This is a genomic window from Burkholderia sp. USMB20 (assembly GCF_000949135.2).
GTDB lineage: Bacteria > Pseudomonadota > Gammaproteobacteria > Burkholderiales > Burkholderiaceae > Burkholderia.
Map to the genome: position 1 here is coordinate 89,938 of NZ_JTAN02000008.1, position 23,167 is coordinate 113,104.

At 69.1% G+C, this 23,167-nt stretch carries 22 protein-coding genes; 14 read left to right on the top strand and 8 right to left on the bottom strand.

Annotated features, from left to right (window positions below):
* Positions 1-2: 2 nt before the first annotated feature.
* From PL79_RS10945 to PL79_RS37150, 3 genes are all read right to left on the bottom strand, one after another.
* On the bottom strand, positions 3-575 hold the full coding sequence (locus tag PL79_RS10945) for a PadR family transcriptional regulator (protein WP_044849058.1): 573 nt from the start codon (positions 573-575) through the stop codon (positions 3-5).
* A 68-nt stretch (positions 576-643) separates the two neighbouring features.
* Positions 644-1,075: a Cd(II)/Pb(II)-responsive transcriptional regulator gene (gene cadR / locus PL79_RS10950; protein ID WP_014895515.1), complete on the bottom strand. Its 432-nt coding sequence runs from the start codon at positions 1,073-1,075 to the stop codon at positions 644-646.
* A gap of 45 nt (positions 1,076-1,120) precedes the next feature.
* Positions 1,121-1,570, bottom strand: a complete 450-nt coding sequence (locus tag PL79_RS37150) for a hypothetical protein (protein WP_235879251.1) — start codon at positions 1,568-1,570, stop codon at positions 1,121-1,123.
* A gap of 105 nt (positions 1,571-1,675) precedes the next feature.
* On the opposite strand from PL79_RS37150, the gene PL79_RS10955 reads away from it, so the two are divergent.
* Together PL79_RS10955 and PL79_RS10960 are read left to right on the top strand one after the other, a co-directional pair.
* Entirely contained in the window at positions 1,676-3,787 is a 2,112-nt protein-coding gene (locus PL79_RS10955; RefSeq protein WP_235879252.1) for a heavy metal translocating P-type ATPase, read from the top strand.
* A 13-nt stretch (positions 3,788-3,800) separates the two neighbouring features.
* On the top strand, positions 3,801-4,166 hold the full coding sequence (locus tag PL79_RS10960) for a zinc ribbon domain-containing protein (protein WP_044849056.1): 366 nt from the start codon (positions 3,801-3,803) through the stop codon (positions 4,164-4,166).
* Between the two features lie 295 nt (positions 4,167-4,461).
* Here PL79_RS10960 and PL79_RS10965 read toward each other — a convergent pair whose 3' ends face one another.
* Positions 4,462-5,340: an AraC family transcriptional regulator gene (locus tag PL79_RS10965; RefSeq protein WP_044848393.1), complete on the bottom strand. Its 879-nt coding sequence runs from the start codon at positions 5,338-5,340 to the stop codon at positions 4,462-4,464.
* 278 nt (positions 5,341-5,618) lie between these two features.
* On the opposite strand from PL79_RS10965, the gene PL79_RS10970 reads away from it, so the two are divergent.
* The 4 genes from PL79_RS10970 to eutC all read left to right on the top strand — a co-directional run bounded on the left by PL79_RS10970 (position 5,619) and on the right by eutC (position 10,997).
* Positions 5,619-7,082, top strand: coding sequence for a mechanosensitive ion channel (locus PL79_RS10970; RefSeq protein ID WP_044848392.1), 1,464 nt, complete (start codon positions 5,619-5,621; stop codon positions 7,080-7,082).
* Between the two features lie 210 nt (positions 7,083-7,292).
* A complete protein-coding gene (gene eat, locus PL79_RS10980; protein WP_044848391.1) occupies positions 7,293-8,705 on the top strand; it encodes an ethanolamine permease in 1,413 nt (470 codons plus the stop codon).
* Between the two features lie 106 nt (positions 8,706-8,811).
* Positions 8,812-10,209 carry an ethanolamine ammonia-lyase subunit EutB gene (locus PL79_RS10985; RefSeq protein WP_044848390.1) on the top strand — a complete coding sequence of 466 codons (1,398 nt, stop codon included), beginning with the start codon at positions 8,812-8,814 and terminating at the stop codon, positions 10,207-10,209.
* Complete coding sequence (eutC, locus tag PL79_RS10990; protein WP_044848389.1) at positions 10,206-10,997, top strand: ethanolamine ammonia-lyase subunit EutC; 792 nt, start codon at positions 10,206-10,208, stop codon at positions 10,995-10,997. The genes PL79_RS10985 and eutC overlap by 4 nt, the downstream gene beginning before the upstream one ends.
* Positions 10,998-11,066: 69 nt before the next feature.
* Here the strand turns inward: eutC and PL79_RS10995 are convergent, their stop codons facing one another.
* Positions 11,067-11,951, bottom strand: coding sequence for a LysR family transcriptional regulator (locus tag PL79_RS10995; RefSeq protein WP_044848388.1), 885 nt, complete (start codon positions 11,949-11,951; stop codon positions 11,067-11,069).
* A gap of 150 nt (positions 11,952-12,101) precedes the next feature.
* Between PL79_RS10995 and PL79_RS11000 the strand changes: the two genes are divergently transcribed.
* Complete coding sequence (locus PL79_RS11000) at positions 12,102-13,709, top strand: MFS transporter (protein WP_044848387.1); 1,608 nt, start codon at positions 12,102-12,104, stop codon at positions 13,707-13,709.
* A 359-nt stretch (positions 13,710-14,068) separates the two neighbouring features.
* On the opposite strand, the gene PL79_RS11005 is transcribed toward PL79_RS11000, so the two are convergent.
* Positions 14,069-14,497 carry a pyridoxamine 5'-phosphate oxidase family protein gene (locus PL79_RS11005; RefSeq protein WP_044848386.1) on the bottom strand — a complete coding sequence of 143 codons (429 nt, stop codon included), beginning with the start codon at positions 14,495-14,497 and terminating at the stop codon, positions 14,069-14,071.
* Positions 14,498-14,814: 317 nt separating this feature from the next.
* Between PL79_RS11005 and exaC the strand changes: the two genes are divergently transcribed.
* The 3 genes from exaC to PL79_RS11020 all read left to right on the top strand — a co-directional run bounded on the left by exaC (position 14,815) and on the right by PL79_RS11020 (position 18,430).
* A complete protein-coding gene (gene exaC / locus PL79_RS11010) occupies positions 14,815-16,341 on the top strand; it encodes an acetaldehyde dehydrogenase ExaC (protein WP_044848385.1) in 1,527 nt (508 codons plus the stop codon).
* A gap of 323 nt (positions 16,342-16,664) precedes the next feature.
* Positions 16,665-17,210, top strand: a complete 546-nt coding sequence (locus PL79_RS11015; RefSeq protein WP_044848384.1) for a hypothetical protein — start codon at positions 16,665-16,667, stop codon at positions 17,208-17,210.
* A 185-nt stretch (positions 17,211-17,395) separates the two neighbouring features.
* Positions 17,396-18,430: a helix-turn-helix domain-containing protein gene (locus PL79_RS11020; protein ID WP_044848383.1), complete on the top strand. Its 1,035-nt coding sequence runs from the start codon at positions 17,396-17,398 to the stop codon at positions 18,428-18,430.
* Between the two features lie 66 nt (positions 18,431-18,496).
* Here PL79_RS11020 and PL79_RS11025 read toward each other — a convergent pair whose 3' ends face one another.
* Both PL79_RS11025 and PL79_RS11030 read right to left on the bottom strand, forming a co-directional pair.
* Positions 18,497-19,585 carry a glycosyltransferase family 9 protein gene (locus tag PL79_RS11025; RefSeq protein WP_135801033.1) on the bottom strand — a complete coding sequence of 363 codons (1,089 nt, stop codon included), beginning with the start codon at positions 19,583-19,585 and terminating at the stop codon, positions 18,497-18,499.
* A 2-nt stretch (positions 19,586-19,587) separates the two neighbouring features.
* Positions 19,588-21,291 (bottom strand): thiamine pyrophosphate-binding protein, encoded by a 1,704-nt coding sequence (locus tag PL79_RS11030; protein ID WP_044848381.1) that lies wholly within the window; start codon positions 21,289-21,291, stop codon positions 19,588-19,590.
* Between the two features lie 304 nt (positions 21,292-21,595).
* Here PL79_RS11030 and PL79_RS11040 point away from each other — a divergent pair, with 304 nt between their 5' ends.
* From PL79_RS11040 to PL79_RS11055, 4 genes are all read left to right on the top strand, one after another.
* The gene (locus tag PL79_RS11040; RefSeq protein ID WP_044848380.1) at positions 21,596-22,057 is read left to right on the top strand and encodes an antitoxin PaaA2 family protein; all 462 of its coding nucleotides are present in this window, start codon (positions 21,596-21,598) and stop codon (positions 22,055-22,057) included.
* The gene (locus tag PL79_RS11045) at positions 22,054-22,338 is read left to right on the top strand and encodes a type II toxin-antitoxin system RelE/ParE family toxin (protein WP_044848379.1); all 285 of its coding nucleotides are present in this window, start codon (positions 22,054-22,056) and stop codon (positions 22,336-22,338) included. The genes PL79_RS11040 and PL79_RS11045 overlap by 4 nt, the downstream gene beginning before the upstream one ends.
* Before the next feature lie 136 nt (positions 22,339-22,474).
* Positions 22,475-22,711, top strand: a complete 237-nt coding sequence (gene vapB / locus PL79_RS11050) for a type II toxin-antitoxin system VapB family antitoxin (RefSeq protein WP_044848395.1) — start codon at positions 22,475-22,477, stop codon at positions 22,709-22,711.
* Positions 22,711-23,112: a type II toxin-antitoxin system VapC family toxin gene (locus PL79_RS11055; RefSeq protein WP_044848378.1), complete on the top strand. Its 402-nt coding sequence runs from the start codon at positions 22,711-22,713 to the stop codon at positions 23,110-23,112. Before vapB ends, PL79_RS11055 begins: the two co-directional genes overlap by 1 nt.
* Positions 23,113-23,167: the final 55 nt, after the last annotated feature.

Genomic DNA, 23,167 nt, shown 5'->3' on the forward strand with positions numbered 1-23,167 from the left:
CGTCAGCCGTCGACCCAGCGCAGCGCGCCGATCTTCAGGTGTTCGACGACGCTGCGCGCCCAGTCGAGCTCCGCGTTCAGCAGCACGAGTGCATGCTCGTTGTGCAGCAGGAACAGGCGCGGCACCTGGTCGTTCTGCGCGGCGTTGCGCAGCGACTCGAGACGTTCGCGTTCGGCTTCGAGCGCGGCGATGCGGCGCTCGAGTTGCCGGCGTGCATCGTCGGCATCGAGCAGCGGCAGGAACGCGAGGCCGGCGCCGAATGCCGGAAACTCGCGCGCGGGCTCGGCGAGCAGCGCATGCAGCCATGCCTGGCCGGCCGTATGTCCGGCTTCGGTCAGCGTGTACAGCGTGCGCTCGGGAAACGCGCCGTCGCGCTCGGTGTCGTGCACGGCGATCAACCCGTCGCGCAGCAGCCGGTCGATCGTCTGGTAGAGGCTCGTGCGCTGCCGCACGTTGACGACTTCGTCGTAGCCGCGCACCTTCAGCTGCTGCAGCATCCCGTACGGATGCATCGGCGTTTCGGTGAGCGTCGCGAGGACCGCGAGCGCGAGCGGAGACGGGCGGCTTGTCGACATGAATAGTTATGTTATGCCTAGTAAGAATATAACTAGTATCCGATAGACTATCATATTCCGCAAGGGTTTCAGCCGAGGTGCGAGCGCTTTGCGGCCGGCGCGACGGTTTCCATCGTCGCGAGACCGTGCACGATTCCACAGTCCTCGACCGAATGTTCGCCGACACACTGGCGGCGCAATTCGGTGAGCTGGTCGCGCAGATGCGTCAGTTCCGCGAGGCGCGCATCGACGTGCCCGATGTGTTCGTCGAGCAGCGCGTTGATCGAATCGCATGGGTCGGCGGGCGTGTCGGTGAGCTGCAGCAGCGCGCGGATTTCGTCGTGCGCCATGTCGAGCGCGCGGCAGTTGCGGATAAAGCGCAGCCGCTCGACGTGCACGTCGGTGTAGTTGCGGTAGTTCGAATCGGTGCGCTCCGCATCCGGCATCAACCCCTCCTTCTCGTAGAAGCGGATCGTCTCGGGTGTGCAGCGGGCCGCCTTGGCCAGTTCGCCGATCTTCATGGCTTTCTCCTTTGCAAGGGTTGACCTTGTAGTGGCTTCAGGGTGTTAACTGTACTCCGTCAAGCCATAGAGGAGGTTGTCATGACCGACGCGCAGCGTACCCACGACCCACGACACCGTCATGCCGGCGGCGCCGAGACCTGCTGCGCCGATGCGCGCGACCCGCAGGCGGCGACAGTTGGTCACGCGGCGTCGGCGGCCGGCGAGCACGCGCACGCGCACGGCGACGCGGCGGCGCGCGACGGGCAGTCGCGTGGATGCGGCCCCGACCATGACCACGATCAGGCATCGGCGCACCTCGCTGGGCACGACCACGGTGGCCATGCCGGCCACGCGCACGGCGACGGGCATGGCGATGCGCACGGCCACGCGCACGACGACGGGCACGGGCACGGCGCGCATGACCATGCTGATCACGATCACGATCACGATCACGACCACGACCACGACCACGACCACGACCACGACCACGACCACGACCACGACCACGACCATGCGGCCGGTGCCTGCTGCGCGCCGGCCGCGCTGACGCTCGCACCGCTGCCGGCCGCGCGCGCGACCGCGTCGGGTCATGTGCGCTCCGCGTTCCGGATCATGCAGATGGACTGCCCGACCGAGGAAATGCTGATCCGCAAGAAGCTCGGCGGGATGCAGCAGGTGTCGGCGCTCGAATTCAACCTGATGCAGCGGATGCTGACCGTCGACCACGTGGCCGGTGCGCAGCCTGCGATCGAAAGCGCGATCCGTACGCTCGGGATGACGCCGGAGGCCGCGTCGGCCGACGCGCCGGCAACGCCGGTCGCGCCGCCGCCCGCGAAGCCGTGGTGGCCGCTCGCGGTCGCCGGCGTCGCCGCGATCGCGTCCGAGGCCGTGAGCTGGGCCGGCCTGCCGGTGTGGCTGTCGGCGGTGCTGGCGCTCGCGGCCGTGTTCACGTGCGGGCTGACCACCTACAAGAAAGGCTGGATCGCGATTCGCAACGGCAACCTGAACATCAACGCGTTGATGAGCATCGCGGTGACGGGCGCGATGGCGATCGGCCAGTGGCCGGAAGCCGCGATGGTGATGGTGCTGTTCACGATCGCCGAGCTGATCGAGGCGAAGTCGCTCGATCGCGCGCGCAATGCGATCCAGGGCCTGATGCAGCTCGCACCGGACACCGCGACCGTGCAGGACGTCGATGGCACGTGGCGCACGATCGAGGCCGCGCAGGTCGCGCTCGGCGCGATCGTGCGCGTGAAGCCGGGCGAGCGGATCGGGCTGGACGGCGAAGTGGTCGCGGGCCGCTCGACGGTGAACCAGGCGCCGATCACCGGCGAGAGCCTGCCGGTCGACAAGACGGCAGGCGATGTGGTGTACGCGGGCACGATCAACGAAGCGGGTTCGTTCGACTATCGCGTGACCGCGGTTGCCGCCAACTCGACGCTCGCGCGGATCATCCACGCGGTCGAGGAAGCGCAGGGCGCGAAGGCGCCGACGCAGCGCTTCGTCGACCGGTTCGCACGCGTCTATACGCCGATCGTGTTCGCGGTCGCGCTGCTGGTCGCGGTGGCGCCGCCGCTCGTCATGGGCGGCGCGTGGCACGACTGGATCTACCGCGCGCTGGTGCTGCTCGTGATCGCGTGCCCGTGCGCGCTGGTGATCTCGACGCCGGTGACGATCGTGTCGGGGCTCGCGGCCGCCGCGCGGCGCGGGATTCTCGTGAAGGGCGGCGTGTATCTGGAGGAAGGCCGCAAGCTCGCGTGGCTCGCGCTCGACAAGACCGGCACGATCACGCACGGCAAGCCGGTGCAGACCGATTTCGACCTGCATGCGACGGACGTCGACGCGGCGCGCGTGCGTCATCTCGGCGCGAGCCTCGCGGCGCGCTCCGATCATCCGGTGTCGCAGGCGATCGCCGCGGCGGCGCGCGACGCGCAGACGGCAGCGTTCTCCGATGTTGAGGAATTCGAAGCAATCGTCGGGCGCGGTGTGCGCGGCACGATCGACGGCGCGCGCTACTGGCTCGGCAACCACCGGCTCGTCGAGGAGCTCGAACGCTGCTCGCCGGCGCTGGAGGCGAAGCTCGACGCACTCGAGCGGCAGGGCAAGAGCGTCGTGATGCTGGTCGACGACACGCGCGTGCTCGGCATCTTCGCGGTGGCCGACACGATCAAGGACACCAGCCGCGCGGCGATCGCCGACCTGCACGCGCTCGGCATCCGCACCGCGATGCTGACCGGCGACAACCCGCACACCGCGCAGGCAATCGCGCAGCAGGCCGGCATCGACGATGCGCGCGGCAACCAGTTGCCCGAGGACAAGCTCGCGGCGGTCGAGGAATTGTCGGCGGGCGGCGCGGGTGCGGGCGCGGTCGGGATGGTCGGCGACGGGATCAACGACGCGCCGGCGCTCGCGCGCGCCGACATCGGCTTCGCGATGGGCGCGATGGGCACCGACACGGCGATCGAGACGGCCGACGTCGCGCTGATGGACGACGACCTGCGCAAGATTCCCGCGTTCGTGCGGCTGTCGCGCGCGACGCACCGCGTGCTGGTGCAGAACATCGGCTTCGCGCTCGGCGTGAAGATCGTGTTCCTCGGCCTGACGGTCGCCGGGCTCGGCACGATGTGGATGGCCGTGTTCGCCGATGCGGGTGCGAGCCTGATCGTCGTCGGCAACGGCTTGCGGCTGCTGTCGAAGACGGGCGTGTTCGACAGCGCGCGGACGCAGTGACGAGGAGCGGGCGATGAGCTTTCTGAAACGGATCCTGGGTGGCCACGGCGGCGGTCATGGCGGTGGGCATGGAAGCGGCCACGGTAGCGGCGAGCATCATGGCGGAGCGGGCCGGGAAGGCCATGGCGGCCACGATGCGCGCGGCCGCGATCGTCACGGCTGGGGCTGGCAGCCGTCGGCCGACGCGCAGGGCGGCCCGGGCAGCAACGTGCCGCTGCGTCAGCTCGCCTGTGCGGGCTGCGGCGCCATCAACGCGGCGGATGCGCGATTCTGCGCGCAGTGTGGTGTAGCGCAGCGGGGCAAGGCATGCAGCCGCTGCCACGCGGCGCTGGCCGCTGACGCGCGCTTCTGTCCGGGCTGCGGCACGCAGGCCGGGTAAGGCTCGAGCGTCGGCCTCGATGCCGGCGTGACGGCCGATCTCCAAGGGCGGCGTGGCGCCTGCAACGGGCGTCGCCGGGCCACGGCGTGCGGGCTCGCTCCGAGCGAGCTTCCGAGTCTCCGAGTCTCCGAGTTCCGAGTTCCGAGTTCCGAGTTCCGAGTTCCGAGTTCCGAGTTCCGAGTTCCGAGTTCCGAGTTCCGAGTTCCGAGTTCCGAGTTCCGAGTTCCGAGCCCCGAGCCCCGAGCCCCGAGCCCCGAACCCCGACCCCCGCCCCCCCGAACCCGGGACCTGCCGCTCAACGCAGCGGCAAATGAATCTCGGTGCGTAGGTCGGCCGGCGCCGCATCCATCGGCGTATTCAGATACAGCTCGAACGGCGGCGCATCGGCGGCTTCGCGGCCCGAGTGACGCAGCCAGTCGCCATACAGCCACTGGTAAGCGGTCTTGAGGTCCGCATACGGCCCGGTATGCAGCAGCACCGCATACTCGCCGCCCGCGATCGTGACGCGCTCGACCGGCGGCGTCGGCTCGACGTCCGGCGCGCCGTCGGCAGGCACGAAGCACGCTTTCGCTCGCAATTGCGCTTCGGGCGTGGTATCCGGATCGTCGTAGAAGATCCCGATCATCTTCGCGCCGGGGCCGATCAACCCGTGCTGCCCGATCCACGCGCCGATCTGCCCGAACGCGTCGCCGACCTTCAGGTAAGCGCCCGTATGCGCCACCGCATAACCGCGCAATTCCGGCTGCCGCCGGATCTCGACTTCATGCTTGAACATGTCTTCCTCTCCTCGCTGTAACGGATAGATCGGCCGGTGGACCCCGGCGCGCCGGTGCTGCGCGGGCGGCACGCCGTAAGCATCCCGAAATGCGCGTGCGAACGCGTGCGTCGAACCGTAGCCGGCGCGCCGGGCGATCGCGTCGAGCGGCAGCGCCGTGCAGACGAGGTCCTCCGATGCGCGCACGATCCGCATCCGCCGCACCGTCAGCACGATCGACTCGCCGTACAGCGCGCGATAGACGCGCTGCCAGTGATACGGCGACAGGCACGCGATGTCGGCGAGCCGGTTCAGGTCGAGCGTGTCGTCGAGGTGCGTGCGGATGTGGTCGTGAACGCGCGCGATGCGTGCTGCATAGCGGGCCCACGCGGGCGTTTCGGCTTTCGTGTCGACGGTCATGCGTACGTCCCCCGGCAGGAATCGACGTCACGGTAGCACGCCGCCGATTGATAAATCTTGCGGAGATGCGTAGGCCAACAAAATCCGCCCCTTTTTAATTTCGCCGAAATGGGGTCTCGTCCCCGTCGAGATATGTCTAAAGTTAAAGACGGTGAAATCGGGTGATCGCGTCATTTTTCTCGGGTAAGTTGCTTGGGGCGGCAACGCACGGTTTTCGAAGTACGCAGGTAGTTCGTCGATGTTCAATCGCAACGCCACGTTTTTCGGGAGAAGAAGAAATGGATGCTTCCAGCTTCATCACGTCGCTGCAGACCACGCTAGGCGGATACCTGCCGAAGATTGCCGGCGCGATCGGCATCCTGGTGATCGGCTGGCTGATCGCCGTCGCGGTGCGGGCCGGCGCGCTCCGGCTGCTCAACGCGCTGAAGGTCGATCAGCGGATCAACGAAAGCACCGGCCAGGGCGCGTGCGTCGAGCGGATCATCGCCGGCGGGCTGTTCTGGCTCGTACTGCTCGTCACCGCGGTGGGCATCTTCAACGTGCTCAACCTGTACGCGGTGTCCAATCCGTTCTCGCTGCTCGTCACCCACATCGTCAACTACCTGCCGAACCTGATCGGCGGCGCGGCGCTGACGCTGATCGCGTGGCTGATCGCGTCGCTCTTGCGCAGCCTCGCGAACCGTGCGCTGAAGGCGAGCAAGGTCGACGACAAGCTGTCCGAAAGCGCGGGCATGCAGCCGATGAGCGGCTATCTGGGCGACGTGCTGTTCTGGCTCGTGATCCTGATGTTCCTGCCGGCGATTCTCGCGTCGTTCGCGCTGTCCGGCCTGCTGTCGCCGGTGCAGGGGATGGTCGACAGGCTGCTCGCGATCGTGCCGAACCTGTTCGCGGCCGCGGTGATCGGCTTCGTCGGCTGGGTCGTCGCGCGCGTGCTGCGCGGCCTCGTGACGAACCTGCTGGTTGCCGCCGGCGCCGATCGCCTCACGCAGGGTCTCGACAGCCCGACGCCGGTGCGCGTGTCGAGCCTGATCGGCACCATCGTCTACGTGTTCGTGTTCGTGCCGACGCTGATCTCCGCGCTCGACGCGCTGAAGATCGACGCAATCTCGATTCCCGCCACCAACATGCTGAACCAGTTCCTCGGCGCGGTGCCCGACATCGTCGCGGCGATCGTGATCGTGCTCGTCACGTTCTATTTCGCGCGCTTCGTCGCGTCGCTCGCGCAGAAGCTGCTGGAAGCCGCCGGCGCCGACGGGCTGCCGGCCGTGCTCGGCGTCGAGCGCGTGTTCTCGGGGATCCTGCAGCCGTCGGTGCTGGTCGCGCGGCTGATCGTGTTCTTCGCGATGCTGTTCGCGTCGGTGGAGGCCGCGAACCGGCTCGGCTTCACGCAGGTGCGCGACGTCGTCACGCTGTTCATCGAATTCGGCGGCCATGTGCTGACGGGCGGCGTGATCCTCGTGATCGGCGTGTGGCTCGCGGGCCTCGCGCGCCGCGTGATCGAGCAGGCCGACCGCGAGCACAGCGTGCTGTTCGCACGGATCGCGCAGTTCGCGATCCTCGGCCTGGTGTTCGCGATGGGGCTGCGCGCGATGGGCATCGCCAACGAGATCGTGCAGCTCGCATTCGGCCTCGTGCTCGGTGCGATCGCGGTGGCGGTCGCGCTGTCGTTCGGCCTCGGCGGCCGCGAGGCGGCCGGCAAGCTGCTCGACCGCTGGTTCAACCAGCGCGGCGGCGGTCAGTAACGCCGGTGACGCGTCGGCCGTCCGGCCGCTTCGCGCGGCCGGACGGTGTGTGCATGACGCTCGTGGAGAGCCGCCCACCGCCCACCGTTGCCGTCAGCGAAACGTCAGCCGTCATCTTTGCCGAATTTCGATAACACGTCGTTTAATGACTCTCTAGCATCGATTCTCAGTCGCGCGGGCCCGCAGGCCGGCGCCTTTCAGGAGAATCCGATGAAAGCAGAGTCGAATGGCCGGCCCGCCGCCGGCGCCAAGTCGTCCGGCCAGCCCGCGCTGCAGCAGACGCTCGGGACCTGGCAACTGTGGGGCATCGCGGTTGGCCTCGTGATTTCAGGCGAATACTTCGGCTGGAGCTACGGCTGGGCGAGCGCCGGCACGCTGGGTTTCGTCGTCACCGCGCTGTTCGTCGCGGCGATGTACACCACCTTCATCTTCAGCTTCACCGAGCTGACGACGTCGATCCCGCACGCGGGCGGCCCGTTCGCGTATGCGCGCCGCGCGTTCGGCCCGGCGGGCGGCTATCTCGCCGGCGCGGCGACGCTCGTCGAGTTCGTGTTCGCGCCGCCCGCGATCGCGCTCGCGATCGGCGCGTACCTGCACGTGCAGTTTCCGGGGCTCGAACCGAAACACGCGGCGATGGGCGCGTATCTCGTGTTCATGGCGCTGAACATCGTCGGCGTGCAGATTGCCGCGACGTTCGAGCTGGTCGTCACGCTGTTCGCGATCTTCGAGCTGCTGGTGTTCATGGGCGTCGTGTCGCCGGGCTTCGCGTGGAGCAACTTCATGAAGGGCGGCTGGTCGGGTGCCGATCATTTCAGCGTCGGCGCATTCCACGGCATGTTCGCCGCGATCCCGTTCGCGATCTGGTTCTTCCTCGCGATCGAAGGCGTCGCGATGGCCGCCGAGGAGGCGAAGAACCCGAAGCGCTCGATCCCGATCGCGTACGTGGCCGGCATCCTGACGCTCGTCACGCTCGCGATCGGCGTGATGGTGTTCGCCGGCGGCGCGGGCGACTGGACCAAGCTCGCGAACATCAACGACCCGCTGCCGCAGGCGATGAAGTACATCGTCGGCGCGAACAGCGGCTGGATGCACATGCTCGTGTGGCTCGGGCTGTTCGGGCTCGTCGCGTCGTTCCACGGGATCATCCTCGGCTATTCGCGCCAGATCTTCGCGCTGGCCCGCGAAGGTTATCTGCCGGAGTGGCTCGGCAAGGTGCATCCGCGCTTCAAGACACCGCATCGCGCGATTCTCGCGGGCGGCGTGGTCGGCATCGCCGCGATCTACAGCGACGAGCTGATCCAGTTCGGCGGCCAGACGCTCACCGCGAACATCGTGACGATGTCGGTGTTCGGCGCGATCGTGATGTATATCGTAAGCATGGCGGCGCTGTTCAAGCTGCGCCGCTCGCAGCCGAACCTGGAGCGTCCGTTCCGCGCGCCGCTGTACCCGTTCTTCCCGGCGTTCGCGATCGTTGCAGCCCTGATTTGCCTTGCGACGATGGTGTACTTCAACGGGCTGGTGGCGATGGTGTTCATCGCGTTCCTCGCGCTCGGCTACGCGTACTTCCTCGCGACCCGTTCGCAGCGTGCGAGCGCACCGGGCGACGCGCTGCTCGGGGAATGAGGATGGCCGACCCGAACGGCCGTTCGTGACGGCATGCGGCGCGCCCCGTCGAACGGGCGCGCCGTCGGCGTCAGGCAAGGCAAGGACTGGCAAGGAGATTCGAACGATGTCCTACACGGAGACGATCGGTCCGCGCACGTACCGTTTCGCGGACCTGAAGACGCTGCTCGCGAAGGCGAGCCCGCTGCGCTCGGGCGACCAGCTCGCCGGCGTCGCGGCGGCGAGCGAGGAGGAGCGCGTGGCCGCGAAGATCGCGCTCGCGGGCGTGCCGCTGAAGGCGTTCCTGAACGAAGCGCTGATTCCGTACGAACACGACGAGGTCACGCGCCTGATCCTCGACGATCACGACGCGGCCGCGTTCGCGGAGATCTCGCATCTCACCGTCGGCGACTTCCGCAACTGGCTGCTGTCGCCCGCGGCCGACGGCGCCGCGCTCGAACGGATCGCGCCGGGCCTCACGCCCGAGATGGTCGCGGCGGTGTCGAAGCTGATGCGCAACCAGGACCTGATCGCGGCCGCGCGCAAGCGCCGCGTCGTCACGCGCTTTCGCAACACGGTCGGGCTGGCCGGCCGGATGTCGGTGCGGCTGCAGCCGAACCATCCGACCGACGACGTGAAGGGCATTGCCGCGTCGATGCTCGACGGGCTGATGTACGGCTGCGGCGACGCGATGATCGGCATCAACCCGGCGACCGACAGCCTCGCGGCGATCGTGAAGCTGCTCGCGATGATCGACGGGTTCCGCGAACGCTACGGCGTGCCGACGCAGTCGTGCGTGCTCACGCACGTGACCAACACGATCGCGGCGATCGAGAAGGGCGCGCCGGTCGACCTGGTGTTCCAGTCGATCGCGGGCACCGAGAAGGCGAACGCGAGCTTCGGGATCTCGCTCGCGCTGCTCGGCGAAGCGCGCGAGGCCGCGTTGTCGCTCAAGCGCGGCACCGTCGGCAACAACCTGATGTACTTCGAGACGGGGCAAGGCAGCGCGCTGTCGGCGAACGCGCATTTCGGCGTCGACCAGCAGACCTGCGAGGTGCGCGCGTATGCGGTCGCGCGCAAGTTCGATCCGTTCCTCGTGAACACGGTGGTCGGCTTCATCGGGCCCGAATACCTGTACGACGGCAAGCAGATCATCCGCGCGGGGCTCGAGGATCACTTCTGCGGCAAGCTGCTCGGCGTGCCGATGGGCTGCGACATCTGCTACACGAATCACGCGGAAGCCGACCAGGACGACATGGACACGCTGCTGACGCTGCTGGGCGCGGCCGGCATCAACTTCATCATGGGCATCCCGGGCGCGGACGACGTGATGCTGAACTATCAAAGCACGTCGTTTCACGACCAGCTCTACGTGCGCGAGGTGCTCGGCCTGCGCCGCGCGCCCGAGTTCGAGGAATGGCTGGAGACGATGGAGATCGCCGACGCGCACGGCGCGCTGCGCGCCGCGAGCGCGCGCGTGCCGCTGCTCGCGGGCGCGAACGACTGGATGGGGATTTCGGCATGAGCGACGCCGTCGAAAAGAACCCGTGGGCGCAGCTGAAGTCGTTCACGAACGCGCGGATCGCGCTCGGCCGCGCGGGCAGCAGCCTGCCGACCGCGCCGCTGCTCGCGTTCAACCTGTCGCACGCGCAGGCGCGCGACGCGGTGCACCAGCCGCTCGACGCGGACGCGCTACGCCGCGAGATCGACGCGGCCGGCTTCGCGACGCTCGGCGTGCAGAGCGCGGCGCCCGACCGCCAGCATTACCTGCGCCGGCCCGATCTCGGCCGCAAGCTGTCCGATGACGGACGCGCGCTGCTGGCCGGCTACGGCGCGGCGCTCGACGACGCGCCGGAGGTGGTGTTCGTGGTCGGCGACGGGCTGTCGGCGTTCGCGGCCGCGAAGCAGGCGCTGCCGCTGCTGCAGGCCGTGTGCCCGCGGCTCGAAGCGGACGGCTGGCGGATCGGCCCGGTGGTGGTCGCGACGCAGGCGCGCGTCGCGCTCGGCGACGAGATCGGCGAACTGCTGCGCGCGCAGGTCGTCGCGATGCTGATCGGCGAACGGCCGGGGCTCAGCTCGCCGGACAGCCTCGGCGTGTACCTGACCTGGGCGCCGAAGGTCGGCTGCCACGACGCGCTGCGCAACTGCATCTCGAACGTGCGGCCCGAAGGGCTGCCGCACGCCGCGGCCGCGCACAAGCTGCACTACCTGATGACGCACGCGCGCCGGCTCGGCCTCACGGGCGTCGGGCTGAAGGACGACAGCGATGCGCTGTTGCCGCAGGCGGAAGCGGAGCGGATCGGCGCGGATTGAGGCGGATTGGCGCGGATTGGTGCTGATCGTTGAGGATCGATGGCGCGACCGCGCCGTCCGTCTACTTGTCTACTTGAACAGCCGCTCGCACAGGAAGTCGACGAACACGCGCAGCTTCGGCGACAGCTGCCGGCTCGACGGCCACACGATCGAGAACTGCCCCGGCGCGATCCGGTAGTCGTCGAGCACCGTGACGAGCGCACCCGTGTCCAGCGCGTCGCGCGCGAGGAAATCGGGCATGTAGCCGATGCCGAGCCCCGCCATGACCGCGCCGCGCAGCGCTTCCATGTTGTTGCAGGTCATCGCGGTGCGCAGCTTCAGCGGCGTGCCGTCGTCGGCGGCGAGCGCCCAGTCCTGCAGCTTGCCGGTGGTCGGGAAACAGTAGCGCACGCAATCGTGCGCTTCGAGATCGCGCGGCGCCCGCGGCGTGCCGGCCTGCGCGAGATACGCGGGCGTCGCGCACAGCACGAACGCGAACGGGCCGAGCCGCCGCGACATCAGGCTCGAATCCGACAGCGGGCCGCTGCGGATCACCGCGTCGAAGCCGCCTTCGACGACATCGACCATCCGGTCATTGAAATCCAGGTCGAGCTCGACGTCCGGATAGCGCTGCCTGAATTCGGGCAGCACCGGCAGCAGGAACCGGTAGCCGATCACCGGCAGGCTCACGCGCAGCTTGCCGCGCGGGCGCTGCGCGGCGGCCGTCACGGTCGCCTCCGCGTCGCGAAAATCCTCGAGGATCCGCTGGCAGCGTTCGTAGAAATGGCGCCCTTCGTCGGTCAGCGTGACGCGCCGCGTCGTGCGGTTGAACAGGCGCACGCCGAGCGACTGCTCGAGCCGCGCGATCGTCTTGCCGACGGCGGACGCCGAGATGCCGAGCGCGCGGCCGGCCGCGACGAAGCTGAGCGCTTCGGCGGTGCGGACGAAGGCGGCGATGCCGTTCAGGTTTTCCATCGACGTTGTCGGGCGAGCGGATGCGATGCGGTGAATTGAGGAATTTTAGTCCGTTATATACGGAGCAACGCATTGTTTTTCGGTGATTGAATCGAAATTATCCTTGATCGCGCTTGAGGCGCATCCGCGCCGGCTTTTCGAGGAGCAATGATGGATCACCCGTTTTCAGCCGACTCAGCCACGTCGGCACGCCGGCGCGCGTGGGTGCTGGCCGCCGTCTGCATGGCCGCCGTCGCGCTGCCGCTGTCGTTTTCGGGCGGCGCGGTCGCGACGCCCGCGATCGGCCGCGACCTGCACGGCGGCCCGGTCGCGATGAACTGGATCACCAACGCGTTCATGCTCGCGTTCGGCAGTTTCCTGATGGCGGCGGGCGCGCTGGCCGACCAGTTCGGCCGCAAGCGCGTGTTCGCGATCGGCGTCGGCGGCTTCACGCTGATGTCGGTTGCGCTCGCGTTCGCGCCGTCGATGCTCGCGGTCGACTTGCTGCGCGGCGCGCAAGGGCTCGCGGCGGCTGCGGCGCTCGCGGGCGGCACGGCCGCGCTGGCGCAGGAGTTCGACGGCGCGGCGCGCACGCGTGCGTTCAGCCTGCTCGGCACGACCTTCGGCATCGGGCTCGCGTTCGGGCCGGTGCTCGCCGGCTGGCTGATCGCGCACGGTGGCTGGCGTGCGATCTTCGTCACGGGCGCGGCGGCGGGCGCCTCGTCGCTCGGGTTCGGGCTGCCGCGCATGCACGAGTCGCGCGATCCGCATGCGACGGGGCTCGACTGGCCCGGCACCGCAGCGTTCACCGCCGCGCTCACGCTGTTCACGTTCGGCGTGATCGAGGCACCCGCGCGCGGCTGGACGCATCCGCTCGTCGTTGTGCTGCTGGCGGGCGCGGTGCTCGGCGCGTGCGCATTCGTCGCGATCGAGACGCGCGTCGCGCGGCCGATGCTCGACCTCTCGCTGTTCCGGATTCCGCGCTTCGTCGGCGTGCAGGTGCTGCCGGTGTCGACCTGCTGCTGTTACATCGTGCTGCTCGTCGTGCTGCCGCTGCGCTTCATCGGCATCGACGGTTTCAGCGAAATCGACGCGGGCTGGCTGATGCTCGCGATCTCCGCGCCGATGCTCGTCGTGCCGCTCGTCGCGGCGACGCTCACGCGCTGGCTGTCGGCCGGCGTGATCTCGGGGCTCGGGCTCCTGCTCGCGGCGGCGGGCCTCGTATGGCTGGGCGTCGCGCTGCGCGGCGGCGCGGGGCCGGCGGCGATCGCGCCGATGCTCGCGATCGGCGTCGGGGCCGGCATGCCGTGGGGGCTGATGGACGGGCTGTCGGTCAGCGTCGTGCCGAAGGAGCGCGCGGGGATGGCGACCGGGATCTTCAGCACGACGCGCGTGGCGGGCGAAGGGATCGCGTTAGCGATCGCCGGCGCGGTGCTGGCGACCCTCGCGCACGCCGATTTGCGGCAGGCGGCGACGGGAACATCCGACGCGACGCTGCGGGCGGCCGCGCGCCTCGCGACCGGTGATCTCGCCGGTGCGGCGGCCGGGTTGCCGGGCGTCGGTCGTGCGGCGCTGCTCGCGAGCTATGTGCATGCATTCGATCGGCTGCTGATCGGGCTCGCGGTCGTCACGGTGCTGTGTGCGGTGGTGGTGTTCGCGTTTCTCGGTGCACGGCCGGCAGTGGCGGAAGCGCGCGGCGATGACGGCGAACAGGCGCATACCGACGCCCGGGCGCGTCGCCGGACCGAACCGGCTTGCGTGGAAGCAAGCGGGCGGTGAGTGTGCGGTGAGCGGGGCGTCGTCGGGGGCGTGCAGGTCGACAATCGCGGACCGCACGCCCGGGCATTTTGCGATGGCGCGAATCCGCGTACCGACGATCGGCCCCGCGCGCGAATGACCGTAGGGCGTTGCGTCGCCGGGCACACGTTCATCGGGAACGGCGCCGGCGCGCTCATGCACCGACGACTCGCCCGGCGCGTCACGTTTGCGCAAGCGGCCGCAGCGCCTCATCGGCCCATGCGCGCCCGCCTTGCCGCAACGACGGCATGGTGCGGCGCCTCACGCCAGCACGAGCGGCCGCGGCGCCTCACCGGCCCAGGCACGCGCGCCGCGCCGCAACGACAGCATGGTGCGGCGACTCACGCCAGCACGAGCGGCGGCAATTCCGCATCGGCCCGCGCGTGCGCGCTTTCCACGTTAACGACCACATAACGCAGCGCATTCGGCCACAGCTGCGCGCGGCTTCCCGCGTCTTCGTCGATCGTCGCGCGCCCCTGCACGAGCCACGTCGTCTGCCGGACGAAATCGACGAACAGCAGCGCGATCGCCGGATTCACAAGCAGGTTGCCGATCGTGTTGAACAGGTTGTTGCCCGCGAAGTCGGGCAGCACGAGCGTGCGGCGATCGGGCAGGTCGACGAGCGGGGCGAACGAACCGTCCGCGCGCGGCTGCCGGCCGCGATACGAGCAGTCGGCGTCGCCCGCCGCGTTCGCGGTCGCGACGATCAGGAATGCCTGTTCATGGATGAACGCGATGACATCGTCGCTCAAGGGGCCCGGCTGGTTCATGGTTCGGTCGGCGCGTGGCCGATGCGTGCGGATCCGCGTTCCGCACGCAAGCGACATGCCATGCGGCGAGCGTGGCGCGCAGCGGTGCATGCGCAGCTGCGCTGTGAAAAATCCGAACACCCGTCGTACCCGCTGTGCCGTCCCGGTGTTCAGAATCGGGACACTCGTGTTCCGTGCGCCGGCATCGCCCCCGGCGGGCGCCCGGACGCACCGCTCCTGTTCCGTTTTCGCCCGGTTTGGCACGCATGTTGCGTAAACCGTGCAGCGCGATCCAACCGGCGCTGCATTCACACAAGCACGATGAACAGGAGACATGTATGAACCCGTTTGACCTGAAACAACTGGGCCTCGACGTCGAATACCCGTACCGTCAGCAGTACGACAACTACATCGGCGGCAAGTGGGTTCCGCCGGTGAAGGGCGAGTATTTCGAGAACGTGTCGCCGATCAACGGCAAGCCGTTCTGCCGCGTGCCGCGCTCCAGCGCCGACGACATCGAGGTCGCACTCGATGCCGCGCACGCCGCGCGCCGCAAGTGGGGCAAGACGTCGGTCGCCGAGCGCGCGAACCTGCTGCTCGCCGCCGCCGACCGGATGGAAAAGAACCTGAAGCTGCTCGCGGTGGCCGAGACGATCGACAACGGCAAGCCGCTGCGCGAGACGATGGCGGCCGACCTGCCGCTCGCGATCGACCACCTCCGCTATTTCGCGGGCTGCATCCGCGCGCAGGAAGGCGGCATCTCCGAGATCGACGACAACACCGTCGCGTATCACTTCCACGAGCCGCTCGGCGTCGTCGGCCAGATCATCCCGTGGAACTTCCCGCTGCTGATGGCCGCGTGGAAGCTCGCACCGGCGCTCGCGGCCGGCTGCTGCGTGGTGATGAAGCCGGCCGAGCAGACGCCCGCGTCGGTGCTGGTGCTGATGGAGCTGATCGGCGACCTGTTCCCGGCCGGCACGATCAACATCGTCAGCGGTTTCGGCAAGGAGGCGGGCGAGGCGCTCGCGACCAGCAAGCGGATCGCGAAGATCGCGTTCACCGGTTCCACGCCGGTCGGCAAGCACATCCTGCGCGCGGCGGCCGAGAGCCTGATCCCGTCGACGGTCGAACTGGGCGGCAAGAGCCCGAACATCTTCTTCGCCGACGTGCTCGACCAGGACGACGCGTTCCTCGACAAGGCGCTCGAAGGCCTCGCGATGTTCGCGCTCAACCAGGGCGAAGTGTGCACGTGCCCGTCGCGGATCCTGATCCAGGAATCGATCTACGAACGCTTCATCGAGAAGGCCGTCGCGCGCGTCGAGCGCATCAAGGGCGGCCACCCGCTCGACCTGCAGACGATGATCGGCGCGCAGGCGTCGCAGCAGCAGCTCGACAAGATCCTGTCGTACATCGACATCGGCCGCGACGAAGGCGCGCAATGCCTGACGGGCGGCGAGCGCACGGCACCGGCCGCCGACCTCGGCACGGGCTATTACGTGAAGCCGACGATGCTGTTCGGCAACAACAAGATGCGCGTGTTCCAGGAAGAGATCTTCGGGCCGGTCGCGTCGGTGATGACGTTCAAGGACGAGCAGGAGGCGATCGAACTCGCGAACGACACGTTCTACGGGCTCGGCGCGGGCGTGTGGACGCGCAACGGCACGCGTGCGTACCGGATGGGCCGCGAGGTCGAGGCCGGCCGCGTGTGGACCAACTGCTACCACCTGTACCCGGCGCACGCGGCGTTCGGCGGCTACAAGCAGTCCGGCATCGGCCGCGAGACGCACAAGATGGCGCTGTCGAACTATCAGCAGACGAAGTGCCTGCTGGTCAGCTACCAGGCCGAGGCGCTCGGGTTCTTCTGATCGCCGCAGCAGGGGGCGAAGTGCCGGGGCCGGCCGGGCGGCAGCGCAACGCTGCCCGGTACGGCGGCCGGTGCCGGACGACGGCGACGCGTCCGGTGCCGGCTTGCCGTGGAAGGTGCGGCGGTCGGGCGCTGGCTGTCCAGCCTTCGGCCGTCGGGCGGCGTCCGCGGCGAGGCGGCAATGCGCTGGCGCCGGTTCGTCCGGCACTTCGCCGTTTTCGTGTTCCGACCTTCGATACGGGCGTCGGCATTCGCACCGGCCGGTGCGCGTTCGCGCCCGTATCGTGCCCGTATCGCACCCCGATCGCCCCGACGGAAACCAGCATGTCAGAACTGCCCGGATCCTATCCGCGTCACCCGGTGTTTCACGCGGGCGAGCTCGACGCGCATCACCGCTTCGGCGTCGCCGACGAAGCCGAGCGGATGAGCGACGTCGTGACGACGCGGCTGAGCATCGGTGTGCGCCAGTTCGTCGAATCGCAGCCGTTCATGTTCGTCGGCACGACGAGCGGCGGCCCGGCCCCGGCGCGCATGGCCTGCGACATCGTGCAGGGCATGCGCGACGCGAACGGCGATCTATGGCCGGTCGTGCGCGTGATCGACACGAAGACGCTGCGCTTCGCGCTGCCGGCGCACGGCGGCCACCGGCTCGATGCGCTGGCGTGCGACGGCTGCGGCGTCGGGCTGCTGTTCATCGATTTCGTGCGCGGCATCCGCTACCGGATCAACGGCCGCGCGACGTTGCGCACCGATCTGCCGGAAGCGGACGCGGCGCCCTGGCCGGCGGGCAGTCCGATCGTCGAACTGGCGGTCGCGCAGGCGTACGGCAATTGCGGCACGCGGGTCGTGCGGTTGCGGCCGGGCGCGTAGCGCGTCGCCGAGCGGCCGGCGGCACGCATGCCGCACCCGCGCGGTGCGCGGCATGCCGCCTCCGGGTGCGCCCGCATGGCGCGCATCGGCCGCACGGCGTTGAATGACGGGCTTGTCGCCGGACAACGCGGATCGGCACGGGACTTGCGTGTTGGACGTGGTCCCGGGCGGGTGAGGAGAACATGATGGGTCAACGAGTGGAGTGCATGGCCGAGCCGACGGCCGAGGACACGCGGTGCAGCGCGCAGGGCGACGACGCGCTGGCCGGCCAGGCCGTGGTCAGCGTCGCGCACGACGCCGACGAGCAGGCGCGCAACCTGATCGGCTGGCGGCAGACCTACGACCAGCTCGCGGCCGGCCGCTTCGTCGGCACGCTGACCGAACTGCCGCTCGACACGATGAAGCTGTTTCGCGAATCGACCAGCCACCTGCTGCGGCAGGCGTGCGAGGTGCGCGGCGACGCATACTGGTTCGGCATCCCGCTGACGAGCGACGGCACCGCGCGGGTCGATGCGTGCCGCATCGGCCCCGGCGCGCTCGCGTTCCGGCCCGGCAACGTCGAATTCGAATTGCTGACACCCGCGCAGTTCTCGATCTATGGCGTGGTCGTGCGCGGCGACGTGCTGCGCCGCTACGCGGAGGAAGTCGAACACCGCGCGCTCGACGAGCGGCTGTTCGCGCAGCGCGTGATCCAGATCGGCGATATGCGGCTCGCGCGCCTGTGTGCGCTGCTCGGCGGCCGCCTCGACGGCGCGGCGGCCGCGGGCGGGCCGCTGCCCGACGCGCAGCGCGACGACCTGCAGGCCGAGGTGCTGGCCGCGCTGTTCGACGCGTGCGCGCAACCGGCTGACGACGGCGCGGGCGGCGCCCCGTCGACACGGCGCTGGATTGTCGAGCAGGCGCGCGAGTACGTGCTCGCACACCGCACGCGCCCGGTCGGCGTGCCCGAGCTGTGTGAGCAGTTGCACGTGAGCCGGCGCACGCTGCAGTACTGTTTCCAGGACGTGCTCGGCATGGCGCCCGCGACCTATCTGCGCACGCTGCGGCTGAACGGCGCGCGGCGCGACCTGTGCGGGCGGGCGGCCGGTTCCGTGCAGGACGTCGCGGAGGCGTGGGGCTTCTGGCACCTGAGCCAGTTCGCGACCGACTATCGGCGGCTGTTCGGCAAGCGGCCGTCGGAGACGCTGCGCGAGCGGGCGGTGACGGTGGCGGCCGGGTGAGGCGGGCGGCGGCGCGCGGATGCCGCGGTGCGTCCGGTCATCCGGGCGACTCCCTTTTCTCCATCCCTAACCGGCGGTAGCCGCCGCTTCACGCGGCGCAGGCCACGGCAAGGCATCCCAGTCGATCGCCCGGTAAGCGGCTTCGACCGCCGCGAGGTCGTCCGGCCGCTCGCTGCGATGCAGCCCGTGCAAAGCGTCCGGCACATCGAGCGCGACCGGTACGCAGTGCGGATAGTCGCGCACGCGCAGCGCCGGGCCGATCGTCGTGAAACAGCCGAGCGTCGGCACGTCGAAACCGTCGGCGAGATGCAGCGCGGCCGTGTCGGGCGCGAACAGCACGCTCGCCCCCCTGACCCAGGCAATGAAGCGCGCGGTATCGGCCGCGTCGCGGCTCACGTCGACATAGGCCGGATGCGCGACGGGGCCGAAGCCGACCACCGGCAGCCCGTAACGCCGCGCGAGCCGCTCCACGAAAGCCGCGCGCAGCGCCGGCGGCACGCTGCGCACCGCGGTGCTCGCGCTCGGGCAGAACAGCACGTACGGCCGCCGCCATTCGGCCGGCAGGGCGGGCAGGGCCAGCCGCGCGAGCCAGCGATTGCGCTTCGCGGCGGCCGGCACCGTGGCCGGGTCCGCGCCGAGCGCGTCGAGGAAGAAGTCGATCATCGGCTGTCGCGCGAAAGCGGGCCAGTACAGGTGATTGCCGAGATCGATGCGCGGCGCGTGCTGGGGCAGTGTGTCGGCGGCGCACGGCAGCGCACGCGACGGCGCGACGACGTCGGCGGCGAGCGCATACAGCGCGGCGACGTAGCGCGGCGCGCGGGCCGGCCGGTAGAGCGTGAAGCGCAGGCCGGGATGCATCGCGCGCAGCGCGGCGAGCGCGGTCAGCCCGATCACCGAGTCGCCGAGCGCGACGCCCATTCCGTTGATCACGTACACGTCCGCCGTGCGGCCGTAGTCGAGCCGGAACGGCCGGTGGGCGGCGTGCAGCAGGCCGAGCGCCGGCGCGGCCGGCACGTGATCCTCCGCGGGGCCGCTGCCGTGCTCGAGGTCGTAGGGTGCGACGAGCGTGCCGTCGGGCGCGAGCAGCGTGCCCGGATGCATCAGCGCGTCGTCGCGCGACAGCGCGAGGCTGGCCGGCGCGGCGCGCATTTCCATGGTCACGCGCCGCGCGCGCGGCGGCCTTGCTCGCGGATCTGCTCGAGCGTCGCGGCCGGCGTGCTGGCGTCCTGCGGGATGCGGATCTCGATCAGCGCCGGCAGCCCGCAGGTCAGTGCGCGCTCCAGTGCCGGCGCGAAGTCGGCGGTGCGCTCGACCGTCTCGCCATGCGCGCCGAACGCGCGCGCATACGCGGCGAAATCGGGGTTCGTGAGCCCGGTGCCGTGCACGCGCCCCGGATAGTTGCGCTCCTGATGCATGCGGATCGTGCCGAAATGCCCGTTGTTGACGACGATGGCGACGATGTTCAGCCCGTACTGCATCGCGGTCGCGAGTTCGTTGCCGGCCATCATGAAGCAGCCGTCGCCGGCGAGCGCGACGACGGCCCGCGACGGATACAGCGACTTCGCAGCGAGCGCGGCGGGCAGCCCGTAGCCCATCGCGCCGCTGGTCGGCGCGAGCTGCGAGCGAAAGTGCCGGTACGCGAAGTGGCGATGCAGCCAGATCGCGTAGTTGCCGGCGCCGTTGGTCAGGATCGCGTCGTGCGGCAGGCGCTCGCGCAACTGCACCATCACGTCGCCGAGCTGGACGTCGCCGGGCATCGGCAGCGGCGCGTGCCATTCGTGGTACGCGCGGTGCGCGTCGGCGGCCGTGCCGGCCCACGCGGGGTGCGCCGGTGGTTCGAGCGCCGCGAGCGGCGCCGCGATTTCCGGCATCCCGGACACGATCGGCAGGTCGGCCGCATACACGCGGCCGAGCTCGTCCGCGCCCTGGTGCACGTGGATCAGCGTCTGGCGCGTCTTCGGGATGTCGAGCAGCGTGTAGCCGCCCGTCGTCGCTTCGCCGAGACGCGGGCCGAGCACCAGCAGCAGGTCGGCGTCGCGGATCCGCTTGCCGAGCGCGGGATTGATCCCGAGGCCGACGTCGCCCGCGTAGTTCGGGTGCGCGTTGTCGAAGGTGTCCTGGAAGCGGAACGCGCACGCGACCGGCAGTTGCCAGCGCTCGACGAAGGTGCGCAGGTTCGCGCATGCGTCGGGCGTCCAGCCGCTGCCGCCGACGATCGCGAACGGCCGCTCGGCGCGCGCGAGCCGTTCGCGCAGCTCGTCGACCTGCGCGGCCGACGGCGACGCCGCGACGCGTTTCGCGGCCGGCACGACGGGCTGCGGCGCGCACGCGTCGGACAGCACGTCCTCGGGCAGCGCGAGCACGACCGGGCCGGGCCGGCCGGACGTCGCGACGTGGAAGGCATGGCTCAGGTATTCGGGAGTGCGGCGCGGGTCGTCGATCTGCGCGACCCATTTCGCCATCTGGCCGAACATCCGGCGGTAGTCGATTTCCTGGAAGGCTTCGCGGTCGAGGTGCTCGCGCGCGCACTGGCCGACGAACAGGATCATCGGCGTCGAATCCTGGAATGCGGTGTGCACGCCGATCGACGCGTGGGTCGCGCCGGGCCCGCGCGTGACGAACGCGATGCCGGGGCGGCCGGTCAGCTTGCCGACCGCTTCCGCCATGTTCGCGGCCGCCGCCTCGTGGCGGCAGACGACCGTCTGGATCCGCGCGGTGTCGTCCGCCAGCGCATCGAGTACGGCGAGGAAGCTCTCGCCCGGCACGCAGAACACGCGTTCGACGTGATTGGCGAGCAACGCATCGACGAGCAGTCGCGCGCCGGTGGTGGCGCGCGGCTCGAGATCCTTGGAATGCGACATGGGCTGCCGTCTCCCTGGGTAGCGGGATGTACAGATTACGCCTGTTGTCGGGGCGCCGGCACGCTGGCCGGTGAAAAGTGTCGGAACGCGGGGAGCTCGGGTCGTGGATGTTGCACGTTCGCCGGTGCGGCTCGCCGAACGGCCAGCTTGTGCGCGCTGGGCCAAGAGTGAAAAGTGGACACGATGGGAGTCGGGATGAATGCTTGTCCCGGCAGGGAAATCGAACCCCAAGCAATAATAAAGTGGGATGCCATTCAATAGTAAAATTTTGGCCAACGGATGGTTAGCTGGATCGAGGATCACCATGGCAACCGAAACGATCGATCAAAAGACGCTGACGGAACTGGTCGAAGCCGGCGCCGTGCACGCGGCCCGTGTAGTTGGCTGCGGCAGCGGGTGGACGATCTCGGCTCGTTGCGGCACAAATGAACGCTTTCTGTCGGCCAAACGCGGCGACGTGCGGGTGTTTCGCCGCTTTGAAACGCTGGTCGGCTTTCTGCGCGACATCGGCATCAGCCGTTTCGATGTGGATGCGTCGGAGTTCGACCCGGATGCGGCCGGCCGGGCGACCCGGCCCGATCGGGCGGCCGCGATGAGGGCGGCACACGAGGCAGCGGCCCACGATCGCTGGTTTCGCGAGCAGGTGCAGCAGGCGCTGGACGATCCGCGCGCGTCGATTCCCGACGCGGAGGTGAGCGCCGACTTCGCGTCGCGCCGTGCGGCGCTGCGTGAACGGCTCGCGGGCAGGCGAGGGGATGCTTCTTGACCTTCGCGCTGCACTGGAATCCGAAGGCGTACGAGGATCGCGCCGCGATCATGGACTACATCGGCGAGGACGACCCGCAGGCCGCAATCGAACTCGACGAACTGCTGGAACAAAGGGCCGCCGCGTTGCCGGCCCGTGCAGAGCTGTATCGGCAAGGGCGAGTGGCCGGCACGCGCGAACTGGTGGTCGCGCCGAACTACGTGCTCGTGTATCGCATCAGACCGGCTGACGGGATCGTCGAGATCCTCCGCGTGCTGCATGCGCGACGGCAGTGGCCGTGATGCCCGATATCCGCAAGTCGGCGTCGAGCGGCGGATGAAGGATTTCAAGGGAACGCATGTTATGTACACACATGGATTTACATCGCAGACCGCATCGGATAATGTACATCCCATGTACATCCATGCGGAGATCGACATGCACACGACGAAGGTATTTCGGAACGGCAACTCGCAGGCCGTGCGAATTCCTGCCGACCTCGCCTACGAGCGCAGCGATATCGAACTGGAAATCGAGCGTATCGGTGACGAAATCCGTATTCGACCGATACGGCGGCCGTTGACCCGCGTACTCGAGAAATTCGCGAAATTCGGGCCGGATTTCATGGCCGAAGGGCGCGGCGACCAGGAGCAGGCCGATCGCGAGGAGCTGTAATGCCGCGCTACATGCTCGACACCAACATGTGCATCTATCTGATGAAGAACCAGCCTGAGCAAGTCGCGAAACGATTTGCGCAGTGCTACACGGGAGATGTGGTGATGTCGGCGATCACGTATGCCGAGCTCGAGTACGGCGTCGCCGCATGTGCGAATCCTGCGCGGGAGCGTCGCCATCTCGCCGCGCTGATCGACGATATCCCCGTTGCTCCGTTCGACGTCGCAGCGGCGCAAGCGTACGGTCCGGTCCGCGACGCAACCCGGGAGCGGAAGAGGGATCATCTCGACAAGCTGATCGCCGCGCACGCGGTGTCGCTCGACGTCGCGCTCGTGACCAACAACGAGCGGGATTTCGTCAGCTATCCGGGATTGCGGCTGGAGAACTGGCTGAACGATTGATGGCGGTGATTGTGTCCGACGGTCATGCGGGATATCGATCCACCCGCATGACCGC

Bases quoted from the DNA above. Each gene is read 5' to 3' on its own strand.
- PL79_RS10960 (WP_044849056.1), top strand. From the start codon at position 3,801: ATGAGCTTTCTGAAACGGATCCTGGGTGGCCACGGCGGCGGTCATGGC.
- PL79_RS11030 (WP_044848381.1), bottom strand. From the start codon at position 21,291: ATGTCGCATTCCAAGGATCTCGAGCCGCGCGCCACCACCGGCGCGCGA.
- PL79_RS11020 (WP_044848383.1), top strand. From the start codon at position 17,396: ATGGGTCAACGAGTGGAGTGCATGGCCGAGCCGACGGCCGAGGACACG.
- PL79_RS37150 (WP_235879251.1), bottom strand. From the start codon at position 1,570: ATGGTCGTGGTCGTGGTCGTGGTCGTGGTCGTGGTCGTGGTCGTGGTC.
- PL79_RS11055 (WP_044848378.1), top strand. From the start codon at position 22,711: ATGCCGCGCTACATGCTCGACACCAACATGTGCATCTATCTGATGAAG.
- vapB (WP_044848395.1), top strand. From the start codon at position 22,475: ATGCACACGACGAAGGTATTTCGGAACGGCAACTCGCAGGCCGTGCGA.
- PL79_RS11005 (WP_044848386.1), bottom strand. From the start codon at position 14,497: ATGAACCAGCCGGGCCCCTTGAGCGACGATGTCATCGCGTTCATCCAT.
- cadR (WP_014895515.1), bottom strand. From the start codon at position 1,075: ATGAAGATCGGCGAACTGGCCAAGGCGGCCCGCTGCACACCCGAGACG.
- PL79_RS10985 (WP_044848390.1), top strand. From the start codon at position 8,812: ATGTCCTACACGGAGACGATCGGTCCGCGCACGTACCGTTTCGCGGAC.
- PL79_RS10995 (WP_044848388.1), bottom strand. From the start codon at position 11,951: ATGGAAAACCTGAACGGCATCGCCGCCTTCGTCCGCACCGCCGAAGCG.
- PL79_RS10955 (WP_235879252.1), top strand. From the start codon at position 1,676: ATGGACTGCCCGACCGAGGAAATGCTGATCCGCAAGAAGCTCGGCGGG.
- PL79_RS10965 (WP_044848393.1), bottom strand. From the start codon at position 5,340: ATGACCGTCGACACGAAAGCCGAAACGCCCGCGTGGGCCCGCTATGCA.
- PL79_RS11000 (WP_044848387.1), top strand. From the start codon at position 12,102: ATGGATCACCCGTTTTCAGCCGACTCAGCCACGTCGGCACGCCGGCGC.
- PL79_RS11015 (WP_044848384.1), top strand. From the start codon at position 16,665: ATGTCAGAACTGCCCGGATCCTATCCGCGTCACCCGGTGTTTCACGCG.
- exaC (WP_044848385.1), top strand. From the start codon at position 14,815: ATGAACCCGTTTGACCTGAAACAACTGGGCCTCGACGTCGAATACCCG.
- eat (WP_044848391.1), top strand. From the start codon at position 7,293: ATGAAAGCAGAGTCGAATGGCCGGCCCGCCGCCGGCGCCAAGTCGTCC.
- PL79_RS11040 (WP_044848380.1), top strand. From the start codon at position 21,596: ATGGCAACCGAAACGATCGATCAAAAGACGCTGACGGAACTGGTCGAA.
- PL79_RS11025 (WP_135801033.1), bottom strand. From the start codon at position 19,585: ATGGAAATGCGCGCCGCGCCGGCCAGCCTCGCGCTGTCGCGCGACGAC.
- eutC (WP_044848389.1), top strand. From the start codon at position 10,206: ATGAGCGACGCCGTCGAAAAGAACCCGTGGGCGCAGCTGAAGTCGTTC.
- PL79_RS10970 (WP_044848392.1), top strand. From the start codon at position 5,619: ATGGATGCTTCCAGCTTCATCACGTCGCTGCAGACCACGCTAGGCGGA.
- PL79_RS10945 (WP_044849058.1), bottom strand. From the start codon at position 575: ATGTCGACAAGCCGCCCGTCTCCGCTCGCGCTCGCGGTCCTCGCGACG.